Here is an 18,772-nt window from a genome sequence, read left to right on the forward strand (position 1 = left end):
GGATGGCCGCGACGCTGATCGCCGGGCTTCCGCTATTGGCCATCGCGCCGGCCCCGGCCGTCGTGCCACCGGTCGTCGTACCGCCCGCGGTGGATTCCACCTTGCTGCCCCGCCCGGCGCCGCCTGCGCCCGTCGCGCGCACAGAGCAACGTCAGCCCTGCTACCAGTCCGCAAGCGGTGCGACCGGCGCGACGGGTACGCCACTGAGTCTGGATGCCGTGTGGCCGCTCACCCGTGGCGACGGCCAGAAGATCGCGGTGATCGACACCGGGGTGGCCCGGCACCGGCTACTGCCACGCCTGATCGGCGGCGGCGACTATGTGTCACACGGTGACGGCACCGCAGATTGCGACGGGCACGGCACCATCGTCGCCGGAATCGCCGCTGCCGCACCGAACGCCGGCTTCAGGGGGGTCGCCCCCGATGCCGCGGTCCTGGCCATCCGGCAGTCGAGCAACAAGTTCGCCGTCGACGGTGGCGCGATCGGTGTCGGCGACGTCGACACCCTCGCCACGGCGGTGCGCACCGCGGCCGACCTCGGTGCGACCGTCATCAACATCTCGTCGGTAGCCTGCGTGCCGGTCGCCGCCGCACCCGACGACCGTACCCTCGGCGCAGCGTTGAGCTACGCCGTCGACGTGCGCAACGTCGTGGTGGTCGTCGCGGCCGGCAACGTCGGAGCGGGCTGCACCCAGCAGGACGGCCCTGTCGGACGATCCGGCGAACCCGACTGGAACAGCGTGCGCACGGTGTCCAGCCCCGCCTGGTACGACGACCTGGTGCTGTCTGTGGGGTCGGTCGGATCAGACGGCACCCCATCGGTTTTCAGCTTGGCAGGCCCCTGGGTGGATGTAGCCGCACCCGGGGAGAACCTCGTGTCGCTGCATCCCGACGGCGAGCAGTTGATCGACACGATCGGACGGGATGCCCCGATATCGGGAACCAGCTATGCCGCACCAGTGGTGGCCGGAGTCGCTGCACTCGTACGCTCCCGATTCCCGCAGATGAGCGCGCGCGAGGTGATGCGCCGCATCGAAGACACCGCACACAACCCGGCCGGCGGCTGGAATCCGTACGTCGGACACGGTGTGATCGACGCCCTGGCCGCGGTCAGCGGCAGCACCCCGGCGCCCGCAGCCGCGACCGCGGCCCCGGTTTCGGTGGCAGCTACGGTCCCCACGCCGACCGACCCCATGCCCCGGCGCATCGCCTTCGGCGGGGCAGCCGTGTGTGTCGCCATGACGGTGGTGACCGCGTTGGCACTGGCGGCCAACCGGTTACGCCGGCGCGGCCACCACGTCTCGCACGACTGACGCCGCATCGCTGTCGAGTTCGGGCCCGCGCGGCAACATGGCCAGCATGGGCCATGGTGCGGGGACAGTGCTCGTCCCCAGTCCCAGGTGTTCAGCAGTCGCCCCGTCGCGGATCCCGAACAGCACACCGAGATCGTTCAACAGATACAGCGGTCCACCGACCGTCGCCCCGCGGACGACACTGCCGGCCTGTAGCAGAACGCTGCGGCCTGCCGGGATGTGCACACGGTCGATACCCGACCCGGCACCGTCGGCCTGAGCCAACGACACGGAGTCGCCGGGGAGTGAATCAGCAATCGCCACAGTCGTATTCGTATCAGGACCGGACTGTCTCGGGTCCCAGCGAGCGCACACCACCGCCCGCCCACGAGGCAGTACCCGCTCCGGGAACCGGGCCACCGCGAGTCCGGCGGCGACCGGTACGTCGGCCACCACATCGGCGGGAACGACAGGAGGTTCGTCATCGGACTGCTTCACGCTGAAGCGGATGACGTCGGCCGCCACCCTGCCGATGCGTTGCAGCCCATCGGCAAGCACCACATAGAACTCGGCGGGACCGGCACGCATCACGCGTACCACGGTTCCTACGGCGAGCCCTCCCAGCGCGGCCGGTCCAGGACGGCCCGCGCCGGCGATCAAAGGCGCCTGCAGCGCGGGAGCCTCGGGCACCGAGTCCAACAGGGCCTGCGAAACCGGTTGGGCCGATATGCCTTCCAGATGTAGCGCGCGAACAACGGCGATGTCACGAAGGTCCACCCGGGCGCGCCAGCCGTCGGCGAGCAGATAGGTCGGAGCTCCCACTGCGCGCGCCGACACCAACAGGGCTTGACCGCCGCGCAACGGTGAGATCTCACGGTCGGCCCGGCCCGCCAGCAGTACCGTCTCGGCGGGTTCGGCGACATCGCAGGTCGCCCAGCCCGACTCGTCGAGACTGAGTGGCCGGCCGATCTGGGCCGGGGCGCCCGGTATGCCGACCAGTGGCCCGCGCCGGAACTTCGCAATCACCGCATCGTTGACCACAACCGGATTCGCCGGGGCGCCGATGATGAGTCGGGCCGAGGCGAGATTGGGCACCGGATGCACTGTGTCGTCGATGCGTACGTACAGCGCACCGGCGTCGCGCGCCACCAGGATCGGCGCGTCGCCGGGCACCGAGCCGGGACGCACGAGAGCAAGCACCGCGCACACCGCGATCGCGATGGCCGCCAGCACACAGCCCGCTCCGTACGCCACGGCTTGCGCGCGCAATGGATCGTCGAGCATGCGGGCATCACCGCGAACCAGCGCGTGTGCCATGCGCCGCAACAGAAATCGATGCCCGTTGAGCTGTAATCGAGTGGCCGTTCGCCGTGCCATATATCCCCCGGGCAGAACCCTAACCCGGGACCGGGGACGGTGACCGCACCTGTTGGTCGCCGGCCGGGACTATGGCGTTGTCAGTCACAGCCCTCTCCTTCGATGAGGCGCACGACGAGGGTGAGTCGACCGGCTGGCGTCCACGCGCCGACGGCGACGTTCCCCGAACCCAAATACGTGAGCCTCTCGATCTCTCCCTCGTCACCGAAGTCGATCGGCAGTACGACGCGTTCGGACGATTCGAAGTTCTCGTCGGCGACGATCAATGCGTCCTCAGTCGCGTACACGGCGGCCCGGTCGTCGTTGATCCAGCATCCGGCCAGCCCGAAACCGTACTCGGCGTCGACGTCACTCGCGTCGAGCCGTGAGATCTCCTTCAGATCCGGCCACGACAGCACCCGTACGGTCTCCGGATCGCTTGGATATGGGGCGACAAGTAGCCTCGCGCCCGACGGACTGAAGCCCGCGATCACGGGATCATCTCCAGCGAGGATCTCGGTCAGATGTAGGCGCGTTCCCTCGACGTCGACGCGGAAGGCCAGAACGCCATCCTGCCCCATGGCGAGCTCAAGAATCGCCGTGTCTTCGGCAGGATGAGGATGCAGGAAGGCGCGCGCATCATCCGCGTCGATCGCCTGGTCGTCGAGGATCGCCCCAGTCGCGGAATCGAGCACCAGCAGCCGGTGCCTCTCGCCGTCCGGGGCAGCGACGACAAGTAGACCGCCCAGGAGCGCAGCCGCGTCGGCGGGTATTCCGGGCACCGTGACCACTTCGTCTCCGACGATGACGAGCCCGCCGGTGGACGCGAGTATCACCAGATCGATGCCGGACGCCGCAAGGACGCGAACGTCGTCCTCCAGAGGGAGCTCTCGCTGCGAATTCTCGGCGAGTCTGTCGTCGAGAAGACGCACTGCACCGTCTCGCCACAGCGCGAAAGTAAGACGCCCGCCCGCCTCGCCGGCAACAACAAGACCCGACATCGGGTCCAGGACGTCGATCACGTCAGCGGAAATGAGCATCCGAGCACTGTATCGAGCACGGGCGGTCATCGACGGGACCAAGACTTTGCCCGAAACGCCTCAGTCCTCGCGCTGGCGCTGCCGGTAAGCCGCGACGTGCTGGCGGTTACCGCAATTGCCTGTGTCGCAGAAGATCCGCGAGCGGTTGCGCGACAGGTCGGTCAGGACGGCCTCACAGTCCGGGGCCGCACAGCTCTTGAGACGGCGGAGTTCGCCGCCGCGGATGAGGTCGGCCAACGCCATCGCCATCTCGGCGCCCATCCGCTGTGCCAGCGGGTCGTCGACCGAGGCCAGATGCAGGTGCCATTCCGGCATCTCCGGATGCCGGGTCAGCCACGGCGATGCCTTGGTATCGCTCAGTAGGGCATTGACTCGGCGGACCGTCTCCTCCTCGTCATCGGCCACCGCCCAGATCTCCCCGAGCCGCCCGCGCAGCGCGCGCACGGCCTCCAGTTCGGCGTCGTTGCGGTCTCGTCGTCCGGTCCAGCCGAAGCCGTCCAGGTAGGCGTTCAAATCGGCCTGGTCAGACAGTTGTTCGCCTTCTACCCGATCGGTGTTCACCAGCACCATCGCGGCCCGGAGCGTGAGCTCCGTGTCATAGGTAAAAAGCATTTGACTCATGACCCCTTGTCACCGTAGCGTCGACCTCGTTGTCATTACCATAGTCAACTTTACTCATGACATGCCCCAGGGGAGGTGTACCGATGACTGCCGAAGCCCAGCTCGACCGCACGACCGCCGATAACCACTTCCGGCTCGGCCTAATGTTCGCCGTCAGCTCCGCGCTCGCGTTCGGCTCATCGGGCCCCTTCGCCAAAGCCCTGATGGAATCCGGCTGGAGCCCGACCGCGGCCGTCACGGCCCGGCTCGCCGGCGGCGCGCTCATGATGGCCGTCTTCGCCAGCATCGTCCGGCCCGGCTGGGTCCGTGAGGTGCTCGGCCACGCCAAGACCGTCGTCGGCTACGGCCTGATCCCGATCGCCGGCGCGCAACTCTGCTACTACAACGCCGTCGCACACCTGTCCGTCGGCGTGGCCCTACTCCTGGAGTACACCGCGCCGATCCTCGTCGTCGGCTGGGTATGGGCCACCACGCGACACCGCCCCAGCGCGATGACCTTCGCAGGCGTGGCAGTCGCCATCGCCGGCATCATCCTGGTGCTCGACGTGTTCAGCGGCGCCCAGATCAACCTCGCCGGGGTCAGCTGGGGCCTGGCGGCCGCCGTGTGTGCCGCCTGCTACTTCATGATGTCCAACCAGGCCAGCACCGACGGCGAGGGGCTGAGCCCGATCAGCCTGGCCGCCGGCGGCTTGGTCGTCGGCACCGCGGCCGTGACGCTCCTCGGCGTCACCGGCGTCATGCCGCTGATCTTCACCACCAACGCCGTCACCATCGCGGGGCACACCACCGCGTGGCTGGTGCCGGTGATCGCCTTGGGCCTGATCCCCACCGCCCTGGCCTACACCCTCGGCATCGTCGGGATCGCCCGGCTCAAGCCGCGCTTCGCCTCCCTGGTCGGGCTGTCAGAAGTACTCTTCGCGGTCCTGATCGCCTGGATCATGCTCGGCGAGGCCATGTCGGTGAGCCAGGCCATCGGCGGCGCAGTCGTACTGGTCGGTCTGGCCGTGGCCCGACAGGGCGATCGCAGCGAGCAGGCGGACCCCGACACAGCCACTCAGGTCGAGCTGGCGACCTGGCCCGACATGGCCATACAGGAGACGTCCGAACGCGCAATCGATTAGCCGCGGCTAAGCAATTTGTGTGACTATGTCCCCCGTGAGTCTCCTCCGGAAGTCGGCCCGGGTGGCCGCGATCGTCTCAACCCTGGCCAGCGCGGCTTTTCCGCTGGCGCTCGCCGCGCCCGCCGCGGCCGCACCGTGCTCCGACATCGAGGTCATCTTCGCCCGTGGCACCAACGATCTCCCAGATCTGGGACGTCCCGGGCAGGCCTTCGCCGACGCGCTGCGTTCCCAGGTCGGCGGCCGCACAGTGTCCACGTACGGGGTGAACTATCCCGCCAGCTATGACTTCCTGGCCGCAGCCGACGGCGCCAACGACGCCGCCAACCGCATCGCCACGCTCGCGTCCTCCTGCCCGTCAACCCGGGTCGTGCTCGGTGGCTACTCACAGGGCGCCGCGGTCGTGGACATGTTGGCCGGCATCCCGCCGCTCGGCAACAAGGTCGGGGAAGTCGGATCGGCACCGCCCCTGGCCGGCGAGCTGGTCCCCCAGGTCGCCGCAGCGGTCGTCTTCGGAAACCCCTCGACCAAATTCGGAATCCCGCTCACCTCGTCGATCTTCGGCGGCAAGGCGATCGACCTCTGCAAGGACGGGGACCCGATCTGCTCTCGCGGCCGGAACCCGTTCGCGCACAGCGACTACGTGGGTATGGCAGATCAGGCCGCCAACTTCGTCGCCGGAATCGTTTAGTCGACCACAGACGTTAGGATTTGGTGTGGCCTTTGATCTTGTTCGTCGCGGCACCCTGTTCGTGGCGGCAGCGCTGACCGCTGCCGCCGCCGTCGTCGCACCGGTTGTGGTGCCCGCCGCCTCCTCGGGACTTCCGGTGGCGGCGGCCGACTGCCCCGACATCGAGGTGGTCTTCGCCCGCGGCACCAATGACACCGCCGGCCTCGGCCGGATCGGCAATGCGTTCGTCAGTTCGCTGCGCAACAAGGTCGGCGGCCGTTCGGTCGGCGCCTATGCGGTGAACTACCCGGCCAGCTTCGACTTCCTGGCCGCGGCGGGCGGCGCCAACGACGCCTCCGGCCACATCCAGTGGATGGTGGACAACTGCCCCGGCACCCGCCTGGTGCTCGGCGGGTACTCCCAGGGTGCCGCGGTGATCGACGTGATCGCCGCCGTCCCGTTCCCGGCCGTCGGCTTCAACGCACCGCTGCCGCCGAATGTCCCCGAGCACGTCGCCGCGGTCGCGGTCTTCGGCAACCCGTCAGCCAAGCTCGGTTTGCCGCTGACCTCCAGCCCGGTGTACGGGGGCCGCGCCATCGACCTGTGCAACCCGGGCGATCCGATCTGCGGCGACGGTGACAGCGTGCAGGCACACCGGGCATACGAAGGCCCGGCCAACGATGCCGCGAACTTCGTAGCCGGACTGTTGTAGCCGTTGTCCGCTACGATCGCTGAGGTGGTCGAACTTCCTAGCGGTAACCGTGTAACCCGGCTGCTCCGGCGCTGGATCGGGGTGGCTGCCGTCATCGCGGCAACCGTAGCTGTCCTGCCGGTCGCTTCGGCTGTCCTGCCCGGTTCGCCGGCGGTGGCCAACGCCGCTTCGTGTCCTCCGGTCGAGGTCGTCTTTGCCCGCGGCCGCACCGAACCCGCCGGCGTCGGCACCCTCGGGAACGCGTTCGTGAGTTCCCTGCGCTCCAAGGTCAACAAGAACATCGGCGCGTACGCCGTCAAGTACCCCGCTGATACCGAAGTCGACATCGGCGCCAACGACATGAGCGGCCACATCCAGTACATGATGGACAACTGCCCGGATACCCGGTTGGTGATCGGCGGGTACTCGCTGGGCGCGGCAGTCGCCGACGTGGTGCTGGCCGTCCCCTTCACCGGCTTCGGCTTCAAGACTCCGCTTCCCGCGGGCGCCGACGGGCACATCGCCGCCGTAGCCCTGTTCGGCAACGGCGCCGCGTGGGTCGGTCCGATCACGCGCTTCAGCCCGGTCTATGCCGACCGCACCATCGAGTTGTGCCACGGCGCCGACCCGATCTGCAACCCGGCCGACCCGGACACCTGGAAGAACAACTGGCCAGATCACCTGGCGGGCGCCTACATCGACGGCGGGATGGTCAACCAGGCCGCGGATTTCGTCGCGGGTCGCCTCTGAGTTGGCCCTGACCAACCACCGAGATCAACTTCGTCGCCGGATCGTTGCCGGACCGGCACCTATTCTCGACGGCACCGTAAATACCATCTAACGCGTGATTGGCCGTCGAATGTCGGCCGCACTGATCACCGCTCTGACTGCCGTTGTGGTACCAATGACGGTGGCGCCCAGCATGATTGGCGCCGCGAAGGCCGCCACGTGCCCACCGGCGGAGGTGGTGTTCGCCCGCGGCCGTATGGAGCCCCAAGGACCCGGACAAGTCGGTGCCGCCTTCGTCAACGCACTGCGTGCCCTGCGCGGCCCGAATGTCGCCCTCTATTCGGTGAAGTACCCGGCCGACACCCAGGCCGACGTAGCCGCCAACGACATGAGCCGCCACGTGCAGTGGATGACCCGCAACTGTCCGAACACCCGGCTTGTCCTGGGCGGATACTCGCTCGGCGCCGTTGCGACCGATCTGATTCTGGCGATGCCGATCTCGGCGTTCACCTTCAACAGTCCGCTTCCCAAGGGCACCGACCGGCACGTCGCCGCGGTGGCACTGTTCGGTAACGGCGCCAACTGGGCCGCACCGATCACCCTGTTGAACCCGGCCTATCAGAACCGCACCATCGACCTGTGCCACTCCGATGATCCGATCTGCAATCCGAGCAGCCCGTACAAATGGCAAGCCGGATGGCAGGATCACCTGGCGCCCGGCTATATCCGCTCGGGCATGGTGGCCCAGGCGGCCAGGTTCGTCTCCGCCCGACTCTGAGGGCTAGTGGACAACCTTCGGGGGCTCCAGACGGCCTGCGGGGCACCACCACGGCTCAAACGGAAGTCCAACCTGGCGGCGGCGCACCGCTTTCTACCCTGTGGTCGCCAAACCACGTCACCTACGACCCAGGAGTAGAAAACCGTGCGCTGTAGCGCTCAGTCGGCAGTCCGCACGTCACGGGTAATCAAGTTGCGGGCCTCAAGCTCGTCATCGGCCGGGTAATCGACCTGCACCAGCGTGAGCCCGCGGGCAGGAGCGGCGGCGAAATCACTGGACCGGCTCGTCTCACTCAACAGCCCGGCCGTCCACTCAGCTGACCGCCTGCCCTCCCCCACCGCCAGCATTGCGCCGACCAGCGAGCGAACCATGTTCCAGCAGAACGCATCCGAGGTGACGTGCGCCGTCACGTAGAAACCGTCGCGCACCCACTCCAACCGCTGTAGGTCGCGAATCGTCGTGGCCCCGGGACGGTGGCGACAGAACGCCGCGAAATCGTTGAGCCCCACCAGCTCCCGCGATGCGGCCGCCATCGCGTCGAGGTCCAGGGGTTTCGACCACGGTGTGATGAACCGGGCTTCGGCCGGCTCGACCCCGTAGGGGGCCAGACTCAGCCGGTAGGTGTAGTGCCGGCGCAGTGCCGAGAATCTGGCATCGAAACCCGCGGGCGCCCGCACGATGTCGCGGACCCGGACATCGGTCGGCAGCAGCCGCGCCAATCGCCGAACCAGCGGCGTGAATTCGGCATCGCCCGCATGGGTGGTCCGCGGATAGACGTGTGGAAGTGCGTCGGTGGGGATGTCGACGTGGGCGACCTGGCCGGTTGCATGCACCCCGGTGTCGGTACGGCCCGCGGTGCGCGTCACCACCGGCGTCCGGAACACCGTCGACAGCGCGTCGTCGATCACGCCGGCAACCGTGCGCTGACCCGCCTGCACCGCCCAGCCCGCGAAATCCGTGCCGTCGTAGGCGATGTCCAGGCGCAAACGAACATGCCCGCCACCGGAATCGGTGGCGGGCATGTTCATGTTGTCACTACGACTTGGCAGAGTCATCCTCAGCCGCAGCCTCAGCGGTCTCGGCATCCGCGATGGCGGCGTCCTCGGCCTCGACCTCGGCAACCGGGGTCTCCTCGGCGGCTTCCTCGGCCTCTTCAGCCTTGGGAGCCTCGGCCTCGGCAGCCTTGGCCTGCGCGGCGGCGGCGCGACGAGCGCGGTCCGCCTCGGAGGTCACGGTCTTCTCCCGCACCAGCTCGATGACCGCCATGGGGGCGTTGTCGCCCTTACGGTTCTCGACCTTGATGATGCGGGTGTAGCCACCCTCGCGATCTGCGAAGAAGGGACCGATCTCGGCGAACAGGGCGTGCACGACGTCCTTGTCGCGGATCTTCTTCATGACCTCGCGCCGGTTGTGCAGTTCACCCTTCCTGGCGTGGGTGATCAGCTTCTCGGCGTACGGACGCAACGCCCGGGCCTTGGGCTCGGTCGTCTTGATCCGGCCGTGCTCGAACAGCGACGTGGCCAGGTTGGCCAGGAGCGCCTGCTGGTGCGAGGACGACCCGCCGAGGCGGGGCCCCTTAGTGGGTTTGGGCATTGCGACTATCTCCTAATTGGGGCCGGTCCCCGTATCAGGTAGGACCGGGACGGAATTCTTTAGAGCTGCTCGGTCTCGGCGTAGTCCTGGGTGTCGTCCAGGTCGTAGCCGGCGTCGCTGGTCCAGGTGCCGGTAGCGGCGTCGTAACCTGCGACCTCGGACGGATCGAACGTGGCCGGGCTGTCCTTGAGCGAGAGACCCAGCTGGTGCAGCTTGATCTTCACCTCGTCGATGGACTTCTGGCCGAAGTTACGGATGTCCAGCAGGTCGGACTCCGTGCGGGCGACGAGCTCGCCCACGGTGTGCACACCCTCGCGCTTGAGGCAGTTGTACGAACGGACGGTCAGGTCCAGATCGTCGATCGGCAGCGCGAAGCTGGCGATGTGGTCTGCCTCGGCCGGCGACGGCCCGATCTCGATGCCCTCGGCCTCGACGTTGAGTTCCCGTGCCAGACCGAACAGTTCGACCAGGGTCTTGCCGGCCGACGCCAGGGCGTCACGCGGGCTGATCGAGTTCTTGGTCTCGACGTCCAGGATCAGCTTGTCGAAGTCGGTGCGCTGCTCGACACGGGTGGCCTCCACCTTGTAGGTGACCTTGAGGACCGGCGAGTAGATGGAATCGACCGGGATACGGCCGATCTCGGCGCCCGACGCCTTGTTCTGCACGGCCGGGACATAGCCGCGACCGCGCTCGACGACGAGCTCGACCTCCAGCTTGCCCTTGTCGTTGAGGGTGGCGATGTGCATGTCCGGGTTGTGCACCGTGACACCGGCCGGCGGGACGATGTCACCGGCGGTGACCGCACCCGGGCCCTGCTTGCGCAGGTACATGGTGACCGGCTCGTCCTCCTCGGAGGACACGACCAGGCCCTTGAGGTTCAGGATGATGTCGGTGACATCTTCCTTCACCCCGGGGACGGTGGTGAACTCGTGCAGCACACCGTCGATGCGGATGCTCGTGACCGCCGCGCCCGGGATGGACGACAGCAGCGTGCGCCGCAGCGAGTTACCCAACGTGTAACCGAAACCGGGCTCCAGCGGCTCGATGACGAACTTGGAGCGGTTGTCGGCGAGGGTTTCCTCGGCCAGTGTGGGTCGCTGAGAGATCAGCATTGTGTTCTTCTCCTTCTCGGCACCCGCTATTTGATGCCGTCTGGGTACTTACCGGCCGGGTGGCCGGTAAGTCATTACTTCGAGTAGAACTCGACGATGAGCTGTTCGGCGAGCGGCACCTGGATCTGCGCGCGCTCGGGCAGCTGGTGCACCAGGATGCGCTGACGCTCGCCGACGACCTGCAGCCACGACGGGATCGGACGCTCACCCGCGGTCTGCCGAGAAACCTCGAACGGCAGGGTGTTGAGCGACTTCTCCTTGACGTCGATGATGTCGTACTGCGACACCCGGAAGCTCGGGACGTTCACCTTGACACCGTTGACGGTGAAGTGGCCGTGGCTGACCAGCTGACGGGCCATCCGGCGGGTACGCGCCAGGCCGGCGCGGTACACCACGTTGTCCAGGCGGCTCTCCAGGATCTGGAGCAGGTTCTCACCCGTCTTGCCGGCCTTGCGGTTGGCCTCTTCGTAGTACTTGCGGAACTGCTTCTCCATCACGCCGTAGGTGAAGCGAGCCTTCTGCTTCTCCTGCAGCTGCGTGCGGTATTCGCTCTCCTTGATCCGCGCGCGGCCGTGCTGGCCGGGCGGGTAGGGGCGCTTCTCGAACGACTGATCTCCGCCGATGAGGTCGACGCCGAGACGGCGCGACTTGCGAGTGGCGGGTCCGGTATAACGAGCCATTGTTCAGATCCTCCCTAGACCCGGCGCCGCTTGGGCGGACGGCAGCCGTTGTGCGGCTGCGGAGTGACGTCGGAAATCGCGCCCACCTCGAGGCCTGCGGCCTGCAGCGAGCGGATGGCGGTCTCACGGCCCGAACCCGGGCCCTTGACGAACACGTCGACCTTCTTCACGCCGTGCTCCTGCGCCTTGCGGGCGGCGTTCTCGGCGGCCAGCTGCGCGGCGAACGGGGTCGACTTACGCGAACCCTTGAAGCCGACATGACCCGAGGATGCCCAGGCGATGACGTTGCCCTGGGGATCGGTGATCGAGACGATCGTGTTGTTGAACGTGCTCTTGATGTGCGCGGCGCCGTGCGGGACGTTCTTCTTTTCCCGGCGACGGGTGGTCTTGCCGCGCTTGGCGCCCGCGGCCTTCTTCGGTGGTGCCATCGGGGTTACCTAGCCTTCTTCTTGCCGGCGATGGTGCGCTTCGGGCCCTTACGGGTGCGCGCGTTGGTCTTGGTCCGCTGGCCACGCACCGGCAGACCGCGGCGGTGCCGCAGGCCCTGGTAGCAGCCGATCTCGATCTTGCGGCGAATGTCGGCCTGCACCTCGCGGCGCAGGTCACCCTCAACCTTGAGGTTGCCTTCGATGTAATCGCGCAGCTGGGACACCTGATCGTCGGTCAGATCCTTGGTGCGCAGGTCCTTCTCGATGCCGGTGGCGGCAAGGATTTCCTGCGAGCGCGTACGGCCGATGCCGTAGATGTAGGTCAGCGCGATCTCCATGCGCTTGTCGCGCGGAAGATCGACGCCCATGAGACGTGCCATGTGGCGGTGTTCCTTCTTCTCTGCGGAGGTCTGGTCCCAGCCCGTTCCCATCAGCCCCTAAGGACTCTCCGGGGTCCGGCCTCCGTTCCGGACGTGGATGCTTGCGCTCGGCTTGCATCGCAGATGAGCGGCGTATCGCTCAGTGGTGCTGGGAGTTCATCATTCAGTTGTCGTGCGCCGTCCGTGTGTGGACGGTTAGCCCTGGCGCTGCTTGTGGCGCGGATCGCTGCAGATCACCATGACCCGCCCATGCCGGCGGATCACCCTGCACTTATCGCAGATGGGCTTGACGCTCGGGTTCACCTTCACGGCTTTTCGATCCTTCTGGCTCTGTTGGTGGCGTGCAGATGCGCACGTCACCGTTCTCGTCGTTACTGGTCGGGCTTCTATCGGGTCACTTGTACCGGTACACGATGCGGCCCCGGGACAGGTCGTAGGGAGAGAGCTCCACCACTACCCGGTCCTCGGGCAGGATGCGGATGTAGTGCTGCCGCATCTTGCCGCTGATGTGGGCCAAGACCTTGTGTCCGTTCTCCAGCTCAATGCGGAACATCGCATTGGGCAGAGGTTCGACCACGCGACCCTCGACCTCGATGGCACCGTCTTTCTTGGCCATACTTTTCGGCGATCCTTGCTTTCGTTTCGTAGCTTCATCAGTCGCAATGCAGCCCGTCGCGATGCTGCTGGCGACCGACTTCGAAACGTGAGCCGGATCGAGAGAAATTGCAGAAATTCAGCAGTTCCAAGACGGGGCACGCAAAAAGTCGGCACGATAGCCGCACCGTTGGTCCACAATACCCGCTCGACGGCCTGCGCCAAAATCACGGCTGATCAGCTCTGGCCGCCCGATACCTCCGCCGAAATTTGGTGCGCGGCGGACCCCCCGATCAAGCGACAATGGTACGGACTGATCCGCTGTCTGGGGGAACGGAGACCACGAGCACGTGATGGCTGTCTACCTGGCCGCGTTCGTCGTCGGCGGCATCGCTGTATTGGCCGCCCTTCTGCTCGCCGATGTCGGGCACGGGGACGGTATGCCGTTCCTGAGCCTGACCGGCCTGTCGGTGGCCCTGCTCGGCGCCGGGACCGGAGGCCTGATCGGCACGTGGCTGGGGCTGGGCACCGTGTGGACCGCAGCGCTGGCCGCGACCTGCGCCGTCGTGCTGGTGTTCGCCCTGAACGGACTACTGCTGCCCTACATGCGCCGCCAGCAGTCCAACTCGCACCGGGGCCGGTCCTCGTACGTCGGCCTGCTCGGCACGGTGACCCTCGATGTCCCGCCCGGCGGCTGGGGCGAGGTTTCCTTCGTCGACACCGACGGCAACCGGGTGTTCTCCCGGGCCAAGAGCGACGAGACCGCCGCGCTGCCCAAGGCCACCCGTGTCTACATCGCCGATATCGATCCCGACTTCGTTCACGTCGTCGCTGTTCCAGAAACCTGAGTAGTACCCGAGCACCGAACCTTCAGAAAGGCCACCACAGTGTCACTGGCGCTCATCGTCCTCCTGGCTGCCATCGCCGCCATCTTGATCCTGGTGGTCATACCGCTGGTCTACGTCAAGAACTACATCAAGGTGCCGCCCAACGAGGTGGCGGTCTTCACCGGTCGGGGCACACCCAAAGTGGTCCGGGGCGGGGCCCGGTTCCGGATGCCCGGCATCGAGCGGGTGGACATCATGAGCCTGGAACCGTTCAACGTCAGCATCAACCTGCAGAACGCGCTGTCCAACAACGGTGTGCCGGTCAACGTCGAAGCCGTCGGCCTGGTCCGCATCGGCTCGGCCGACGAGGCCGTGCAGACCGCGGTGCAGCGCTTCCTGACGTCCGACCTCAACGAGCTGCAGCGGCAGATCAACGAGATCCTGGCAGGCAGCCTGCGCGGTATCACCGCGACCATGACCGTCGAGGACCTCAACTCCAACCGCGACAGCCTGGCCCGCAGCGTGGTCGAGGAGGCCGGCGGCGACCTGGCCCGGATCGGCATGGAGGTCGACGTTCTCAAGATCGCCGGTATCTCCGACGCCAACGACTACCTGAAGTCACTGGGCCAGCGGCGCATCGCCGAGGTCAAGCGGGACGCCACGGTGGGCACCGCCGAAGCCGAGCGCGACGCCCAGATCCAGTCGGCCAAGGCCCGCCAGGAAGGTTCGATCGCGCAGGCCGAGGCCGACACCGCGATCGCCACCGCCAACCAGAAGCGCGATGTCGAACTGGCCCGGTTGCGCGCGCAGACCGAGGCCGAGAACGCCCAGGCCGACCAGGCCGGACCGCTGGCCAACGCCCGCGCCCAGAAGGACGTCGGCATCGCCACCGAGCAGGCCGAGGCGGCCCGGGTGCAGGCCCGCATCGAGGTGGAGCAGCGTCGCGCCGAGCAGGCGCAGGCCGCTCTGCAGGCCGACGTGATCGCGCCCGCCGAGGCGAAACGGCAGGCCGACATCGCGCTCGCCGAAGGTCAGCGCCAGTCCACGATCCTGGCTGCCGAGGCCGCTGCCGAGGCCGAGCGGCGCAAGGGCCAGGCCGACGCCGACGCCCGCAAGGCCGCCGCCGACGCGTTGCGCGTCGAGAAGCAGGCCGAGGCGGACAGCCTGCAGGCCAAGCTGGTCGCCGAGGCTGCCGGCAAGAAGGAACTGGCCGACGCGCTGCGCGTCGAACAGCAGGCCGAGGCCGCCGGTATCGAGGCCAAGTTGCTGGCCGAGGCCAACGGCAAGAAGGAGATCGCCGCCGCACTCAACGGCTACACGGCCGACGCCGCGCGCCTGCTGATGCTGCCCGACGTGCTGGCCTCGGTGGTCAAGGCGACGGAGGCGGCCGCCGCACCGCTGGCCGAAATCGAGCGGCTGTCGATCATCGGCGGGTCAGGCGACACCCAGGACGCTGTGAGCAGCCTGCTCGGCGTCAGCCCCCTCGCGGTGGCCAACATCCTCGAGTCGCTCAAGGCCTCGGGCATCGACGTGGCGTCCATGCTCCAGGGTTCGAACGCGAACAACGGGAGCAGCTCGCACCCGAGCTGAGAAAACTGCTGGCGGCGGGGCGCATAATTGGTGACGATGACTGGCCCCGCCTCCCAGCCCCGTAAACCTGTAATCCTGACCGTCGACGACGATCCCGCGGTCTCGCGTGCCGTCGCCCGCGATCTGCGCCGCCACTACGGCGAGCGCTACCGGATCGTGCGTGCCGAATCCGGCCCGGACGCCCTGGAGACCCTCAACGAGCTGAAGCTGCGCGGCGACACCGTCGCGGTGTTCGTCGCCGACTACCGGATGCCGCAGATGAGCGGCATCGAGTTCCTCGAGTCGGCGATGGACCTCTACCCGATGGCCAGGCGCGTGCTGTTGACGGCGTACGCCGACACCACCGCGGCGATCGATGCCATCAACGTCGTCGACCTCGACCACTACCTGCTCAAGCCGTGGGATCCGCCCGAGGAGAAGCTCTACCCGGTGGTCGACGGCCTGCTGGAGGCCTGGCACGCCGTCGGTGACCGGGCCATCCCGCACACCAAGGTGATCGGACACCAGTGGAGTTCGCGGTCCTGGGAGGTGCGCCAGTTCCTGGCCCGCAACCAGCACACATTCCGGGCGTTCACCACCGACGAGCCCGTCGGCCGTCAACTCCTCGATGCCGCGGGACTGGACGGTCTGCAGCTCCCGGTGGTGATCACCGAGGGTGGCGAGACGCTGGTCGAACCCAGTGACGGCGAGCTCGCCGACATGCTGGGGCTCTCGACCACCCCGTCGCTGACCATGTACGACCTCGCGGTGATCGGCGGCGGCCCGGCGGGTCTGGCCGCCGCGGTGTACGGAGCTTCCGAGGGTCTCAAGACCGTGCTGATCGAGGGCACCACGACCGGCGGACAGGCCGGTCGCAGTTCCCGGATCGAGAACTACCTGGGCTTCCCGACCGGGGTGTCGGGGGCCGAACTGGCCACCTCGGCCCGCAGACAGGCCGAGCGGTTCGGCGCCGAGGTGATCACCACCCGCGAAGCCGTCGCGCTCGACATCGCGGGCGCGGCCCGCACCATCACGTTCGCCGACGGCGAGACCATCGGCGCCCGCGCGGTGATCCTGGCCACCGGTGTCGAGTACCGGCAGCTCCCGGTGCCGGGATGCTTCGCGGATCCCGACAATCCGAACAACTACGTCGGCCGCGGCGTGTACTACGGCGCATCGGTGTCGGACGCCTCCGAATGCAAGGGCGAGGACGTGTACATCGTCGGCGGCGCCAACTCGGCCGGGCAGGCCGCGATGTTCATGTCGCGCGAGGCCAAGTCGGTGACGCTGTTGGTGCGCGGACCGTCGCTGGAAGCGTCGATGTCGTACTACCTGATCCAGCAGATCGAACAGACGCCCAACATCTTCGTGCGCACCTGCACCGAGGTGGTCGGTGCCACCGGCGAGGACGACCACCTGGTCGGACTGGAGTTGGTGAACAGGCAGTCCGGCCAGCACGAGGAGGTGCGTGCGACGCGCCTGTGCTGCTTCATCGGCGCGACCCCGCGCACCGAGTGGCTCGACGGCGTGGTCGCCCGCGACGACCACGGGTTCATCCTGGCCGGCCCCGACCTGCGCGACGTGTGCGGCTGGACCCTGGAACGTCCGCCGCACCATCTGGAAACAAGTGTGCCCGGTGTGTTTGTTGCAGGAGATGTGCGTGCCGAGTCCGCCAAGCGGGTGGCTGCCGCCGTCGGCGAAGGGTCGATGGCTGTGATGCTCGTGCACCGTTACCTGGCAGAAGCGTGATGGCCGGCGAGGCCTGAGGAGTTGAGGACGGATATGGGCGAGACCTGCGTGCGGGACGAACTACGGACACTGTTTCTGTTCGAGCACCTGTCCGACGCGCAACTCGACACGTTGTGCCAGGCCGGCAGCATCGAGACGTTCCCGGCCGGCCCGATCGTCACCGAAGGTGATCCGGCCACGTGCTTCTACGTGATGCTCGATGGCGAGCTGGTGATGTCGAAGCGCTCCGGCGGCGTCGACATCCAGACCAACCGCACCTCGATGCGCGGCGTGTACTTCGGCGCCTGGTCGGCCTATATCCCCGGTGAGGAACACGTCTACGAGGCGTCCGTACGCCTGACGAAGCCGTCGCGGGTGTTCGTCCTGGATGCCAATGCGTTCGCGGGGTTCATGCAGTCCCAGTTCCCGATGGCCGTACACCTGCTGGAGGGCCACAAGGTCGGCGGCCGGCGGCAGAGCCAGATCATCGGTCAGCGCGAGAAGCTGCTGGCCCTCGGCAACATCACGGCGGGCCTGACCCATCAGCTCAACAACCCGGCGGCGGCCACCGCCCGCGCCGTGGCCGACCTTCGCGAAGGCGTCGGCAAGATGCGTCACAAGCTGGCGATGCTGGCCGACGGCAAGTTCACCCCGCAGGCGCTGCGGATGCTGGTGACCATCCAGGACGAGGTCGCCGAGCAGGTCGCCAAGCACAAGGGGTTGGAGCTCACCGCACTGGAGACCTCCGACCGCGAAGACGAGATGGGCGACTGGCTCGAGGACCACGACATCGTGTTCGCCTGGGACTACGCCCCGACATTCGTCGAGGCCGGTCTCGACATCGACTGGCTGGAACGTATCTCGGCATCCGTCGATGACGCGCTCAAGGACGGGGAGGCGTCGGCCACCCTGCAGGCGGCTCTGGGTTGGCTGAAGTACACGATCGACACCGAGCTGCGGATGAACGAGATCGCCGAGGCGAGCAAGCGGATCTCGGCGTTGTTGGCCGGCGCCAAGCAGTACTCGCAGATGGACCGCGGCGATTATCAGAGCGCCGACGTCCACGAACTGCTGCGCAGCACGCTGATGATGTTCGGCGACAAGATCGGCAAGGACAAGCCGGTCGGCCTGTGCAAGGACCTGGACAAGTCATTGCCCGAATTGCATTGCTACCCAGGCGATCTCAATCAGGTGTGGACCAACATCATCGACAACGCCGTCCAGGCGATGGGTGGCCACGGCACGCTGACCCTGCGCACCTGCCGGGAGACCGACGAGATGATCCGGGTGGAGATCGGCGACGACGGGCCTGGCATCCCCGCCGAGGACATCAACCGGATCTTCACGCCGTTCTTCACCACCAAGCCGTTCGGCGAGGGCACCGGCCTGGGCCTGGATCTGGCCTGGCGCATCGTGGTGGAGAAGCACCACGGGGATCTGCGGGTGCAGTCCAAGCCGGGCGACACCCGCTTCATCGTCTTGTTGCCGTTGGAGGCTCCCGCACCCGAGACCAGGGCCGCCGAGACTGAAGCGTCGGAGTAGTGCCGGCCCGGCCAGATCCACAAT

The 18,772-nt window shown here is 67.3% G+C and carries 21 protein-coding genes; 10 read left to right on the forward strand and 11 right to left on the reverse strand.

All coding sequences use genetic code 11. The features are described from left to right. Positions 1–2: 2 nt before the first annotated feature. Positions 3–1,313, forward strand: a complete 1,311-nt coding sequence (gene mycP / locus ACZYZ7_RS20765) for a type VII secretion-associated serine protease mycosin (protein WP_463741719.1) — start codon at positions 3–5, stop codon at positions 1,311–1,313. On the opposite strand, the gene eccB is transcribed toward mycP, so the two are convergent. From eccB to ACZYZ7_RS20780, 3 genes are all read right to left on the reverse strand, one after another. Beyond that, entirely contained in the window at positions 1,278–2,669 is a 1,392-nt protein-coding gene (eccB, locus tag ACZYZ7_RS20770; protein ID WP_450070480.1) for a type VII secretion protein EccB, read from the reverse strand. The genes mycP and eccB overlap by 36 nt on opposite strands. A gap of 80 nt (positions 2,670–2,749) precedes the next feature. Next, on the reverse strand, positions 2,750–3,688 hold the full coding sequence (locus ACZYZ7_RS20775; protein ID WP_450070481.1) for a hypothetical protein: 939 nt from the start codon (positions 3,686–3,688) through the stop codon (positions 2,750–2,752). Between the two features lie 60 nt (positions 3,689–3,748). Next, positions 3,749–4,300: a CGNR zinc finger domain-containing protein gene (locus tag ACZYZ7_RS20780; protein WP_450070513.1), complete on the reverse strand. Its 552-nt coding sequence runs from the start codon at positions 4,298–4,300 to the stop codon at positions 3,749–3,751. A gap of 92 nt (positions 4,301–4,392) precedes the next feature. Here ACZYZ7_RS20780 and ACZYZ7_RS20785 point away from each other — a divergent pair, with 92 nt between their 5' ends. The 5 genes from ACZYZ7_RS20785 (at position 4,393) to ACZYZ7_RS20805 (ending at position 8,295) form a co-directional block, all read left to right on the forward strand. Beyond that, entirely contained in the window at positions 4,393–5,430 is a 1,038-nt protein-coding gene (locus ACZYZ7_RS20785) for an EamA family transporter (RefSeq protein ID WP_450070482.1), read from the forward strand. A 25-nt stretch (positions 5,431–5,455) separates the two neighbouring features. Further along, positions 5,456–6,118 (forward strand): cutinase family protein, encoded by a 663-nt coding sequence (locus ACZYZ7_RS20790; protein ID WP_135459882.1) that lies wholly within the window; start codon positions 5,456–5,458, stop codon positions 6,116–6,118. A 25-nt stretch (positions 6,119–6,143) separates the two neighbouring features. After that, on the forward strand, positions 6,144–6,809 hold the full coding sequence (locus tag ACZYZ7_RS20795; protein WP_450070483.1) for a cutinase family protein: 666 nt from the start codon (positions 6,144–6,146) through the stop codon (positions 6,807–6,809). 24 nt (positions 6,810–6,833) lie between these two features. Continuing rightward, entirely contained in the window at positions 6,834–7,538 is a 705-nt protein-coding gene (locus tag ACZYZ7_RS20800; RefSeq protein ID WP_450070484.1) for a cutinase family protein, read from the forward strand. A gap of 109 nt (positions 7,539–7,647) precedes the next feature. After that, positions 7,648–8,295 (forward strand): cutinase family protein, encoded by a 648-nt coding sequence (locus ACZYZ7_RS20805; protein ID WP_450070514.1) that lies wholly within the window; start codon positions 7,648–7,650, stop codon positions 8,293–8,295. Positions 8,296–8,453: 158 nt separating this feature from the next. On the opposite strand, the gene truA is transcribed toward ACZYZ7_RS20805, so the two are convergent. The 8 genes from truA to infA all read right to left on the reverse strand — a co-directional run bounded on the left by truA (position 8,454) and on the right by infA (position 13,104). Beyond that, the gene (truA, locus tag ACZYZ7_RS20810) at positions 8,454–9,323 is read right to left on the reverse strand and encodes a tRNA pseudouridine(38-40) synthase TruA (RefSeq protein WP_450070485.1); all 870 of its coding nucleotides are present in this window, start codon (positions 9,321–9,323) and stop codon (positions 8,454–8,456) included. A gap of 7 nt (positions 9,324–9,330) precedes the next feature. Next, positions 9,331–9,888, reverse strand: a complete 558-nt coding sequence (gene rplQ / locus ACZYZ7_RS20815; protein ID WP_135452942.1) for a 50S ribosomal protein L17 — start codon at positions 9,886–9,888, stop codon at positions 9,331–9,333. A gap of 59 nt (positions 9,889–9,947) precedes the next feature. After that, positions 9,948–11,000 (reverse strand): DNA-directed RNA polymerase subunit alpha, encoded by a 1,053-nt coding sequence (locus ACZYZ7_RS20820; protein ID WP_450070486.1) that lies wholly within the window; start codon positions 10,998–11,000, stop codon positions 9,948–9,950. A gap of 74 nt (positions 11,001–11,074) precedes the next feature. Next, entirely contained in the window at positions 11,075–11,680 is a 606-nt protein-coding gene (gene rpsD / locus ACZYZ7_RS20825) for a 30S ribosomal protein S4 (protein ID WP_135452940.1), read from the reverse strand. A 14-nt stretch (positions 11,681–11,694) separates the two neighbouring features. Continuing rightward, positions 11,695–12,108 (reverse strand): 30S ribosomal protein S11, encoded by a 414-nt coding sequence (gene rpsK, locus ACZYZ7_RS20830; RefSeq protein ID WP_004571524.1) that lies wholly within the window; start codon positions 12,106–12,108, stop codon positions 11,695–11,697. A 5-nt stretch (positions 12,109–12,113) separates the two neighbouring features. Then, the gene (rpsM, locus tag ACZYZ7_RS20835; protein ID WP_135452939.1) at positions 12,114–12,488 is read right to left on the reverse strand and encodes a 30S ribosomal protein S13; all 375 of its coding nucleotides are present in this window, start codon (positions 12,486–12,488) and stop codon (positions 12,114–12,116) included. Positions 12,489–12,683: 195 nt separating this feature from the next. Further along, positions 12,684–12,797, reverse strand: a complete 114-nt coding sequence (gene rpmJ / locus ACZYZ7_RS20840; RefSeq protein ID WP_003879483.1) for a 50S ribosomal protein L36 — start codon at positions 12,795–12,797, stop codon at positions 12,684–12,686. An 85-nt stretch (positions 12,798–12,882) separates the two neighbouring features. Further along, positions 12,883–13,104: a translation initiation factor IF-1 gene (gene infA, locus ACZYZ7_RS20845; RefSeq protein WP_003418601.1), complete on the reverse strand. Its 222-nt coding sequence runs from the start codon at positions 13,102–13,104 to the stop codon at positions 12,883–12,885. Positions 13,105–13,435: 331 nt separating this feature from the next. Here infA and ACZYZ7_RS20850 point away from each other — a divergent pair, with 331 nt between their 5' ends. From ACZYZ7_RS20850 to ACZYZ7_RS20865, 4 genes are read left to right on the forward strand one after another with little or no spacing between them, the layout of a single operon-like run. Then, positions 13,436–13,930, forward strand: coding sequence for a hypothetical protein (locus tag ACZYZ7_RS20850; protein WP_210115484.1), 495 nt, complete (start codon positions 13,436–13,438; stop codon positions 13,928–13,930). Positions 13,931–13,969: 39 nt separating this feature from the next. Next, on the forward strand, positions 13,970–15,499 hold the full coding sequence (locus ACZYZ7_RS20855; RefSeq protein ID WP_450070487.1) for a flotillin family protein: 1,530 nt from the start codon (positions 13,970–13,972) through the stop codon (positions 15,497–15,499). Positions 15,500–15,535: 36 nt separating this feature from the next. Continuing rightward, complete coding sequence (locus ACZYZ7_RS20860; protein WP_135452936.1) at positions 15,536–17,227, forward strand: NAD(P)/FAD-dependent oxidoreductase; 1,692 nt, start codon at positions 15,536–15,538, stop codon at positions 17,225–17,227. Between the two features lie 33 nt (positions 17,228–17,260). Beyond that, complete coding sequence (locus tag ACZYZ7_RS20865) at positions 17,261–18,748, forward strand: ATP-binding protein (protein WP_135452935.1); 1,488 nt, start codon at positions 17,261–17,263, stop codon at positions 18,746–18,748. The last annotated feature ends 24 nt before the right edge of the window (positions 18,749–18,772 follow it).

This window comes from Mycobacterium sp. IDUB_17 (assembly GCF_055419465.1).

Bases quoted from the DNA above. Each gene is read 5' to 3' on its own strand.
- mycP (WP_463741719.1), top strand. From the start codon at position 3: ATGGCCGCGACGCTGATCGCCGGGCTTCCGCTATTGGCCATCGCGCCG.
- eccB (WP_450070480.1), bottom strand. From the start codon at position 2,669: ATGGCACGGCGAACGGCCACTCGATTACAGCTCAACGGGCATCGATTT.
- ACZYZ7_RS20775 (WP_450070481.1), bottom strand. From the start codon at position 3,688: ATGCTCATTTCCGCTGACGTGATCGACGTCCTGGACCCGATGTCGGGT.
- ACZYZ7_RS20780 (WP_450070513.1), bottom strand. From the start codon at position 4,300: ATGCTTTTTACCTATGACACGGAGCTCACGCTCCGGGCCGCGATGGTG.
- ACZYZ7_RS20785 (WP_450070482.1), top strand. From the start codon at position 4,393: ATGACTGCCGAAGCCCAGCTCGACCGCACGACCGCCGATAACCACTTC.
- ACZYZ7_RS20790 (WP_135459882.1), top strand. From the start codon at position 5,456: ATGTCCCCCGTGAGTCTCCTCCGGAAGTCGGCCCGGGTGGCCGCGATC.
- ACZYZ7_RS20805 (WP_450070514.1), top strand. From the start codon at position 7,648: ATGTCGGCCGCACTGATCACCGCTCTGACTGCCGTTGTGGTACCAATG.
- truA (WP_450070485.1), bottom strand. From the start codon at position 9,323: ATGAACATGCCCGCCACCGATTCCGGTGGCGGGCATGTTCGTTTGCGC.
- rplQ (WP_135452942.1), bottom strand. From the start codon at position 9,888: ATGCCCAAACCCACTAAGGGGCCCCGCCTCGGCGGGTCGTCCTCGCAC.
- ACZYZ7_RS20820 (WP_450070486.1), bottom strand. From the start codon at position 11,000: ATGCTGATCTCTCAGCGACCCACACTGGCCGAGGAAACCCTCGCCGAC.
- rpsD (WP_135452940.1), bottom strand. From the start codon at position 11,680: ATGGCTCGTTATACCGGACCCGCCACTCGCAAGTCGCGCCGTCTCGGC.
- rpsK (WP_004571524.1), bottom strand. From the start codon at position 12,108: ATGGCACCACCGAAGAAGGCCGCGGGCGCCAAGCGCGGCAAGACCACC.
- rpsM (WP_135452939.1), bottom strand. From the start codon at position 12,488: ATGGCACGTCTCATGGGCGTCGATCTTCCGCGCGACAAGCGCATGGAG.
- infA (WP_003418601.1), bottom strand. From the start codon at position 13,104: ATGGCCAAGAAAGACGGTGCCATCGAGGTCGAGGGTCGCGTGGTCGAA.
- ACZYZ7_RS20850 (WP_210115484.1), top strand. From the start codon at position 13,436: ATGGCTGTCTACCTGGCCGCGTTCGTCGTCGGCGGCATCGCTGTATTG.
- ACZYZ7_RS20860 (WP_135452936.1), top strand. From the start codon at position 15,536: ATGACTGGCCCCGCCTCCCAGCCCCGTAAACCTGTAATCCTGACCGTC.
- ACZYZ7_RS20865 (WP_135452935.1), top strand. From the start codon at position 17,261: ATGGGCGAGACCTGCGTGCGGGACGAACTACGGACACTGTTTCTGTTC.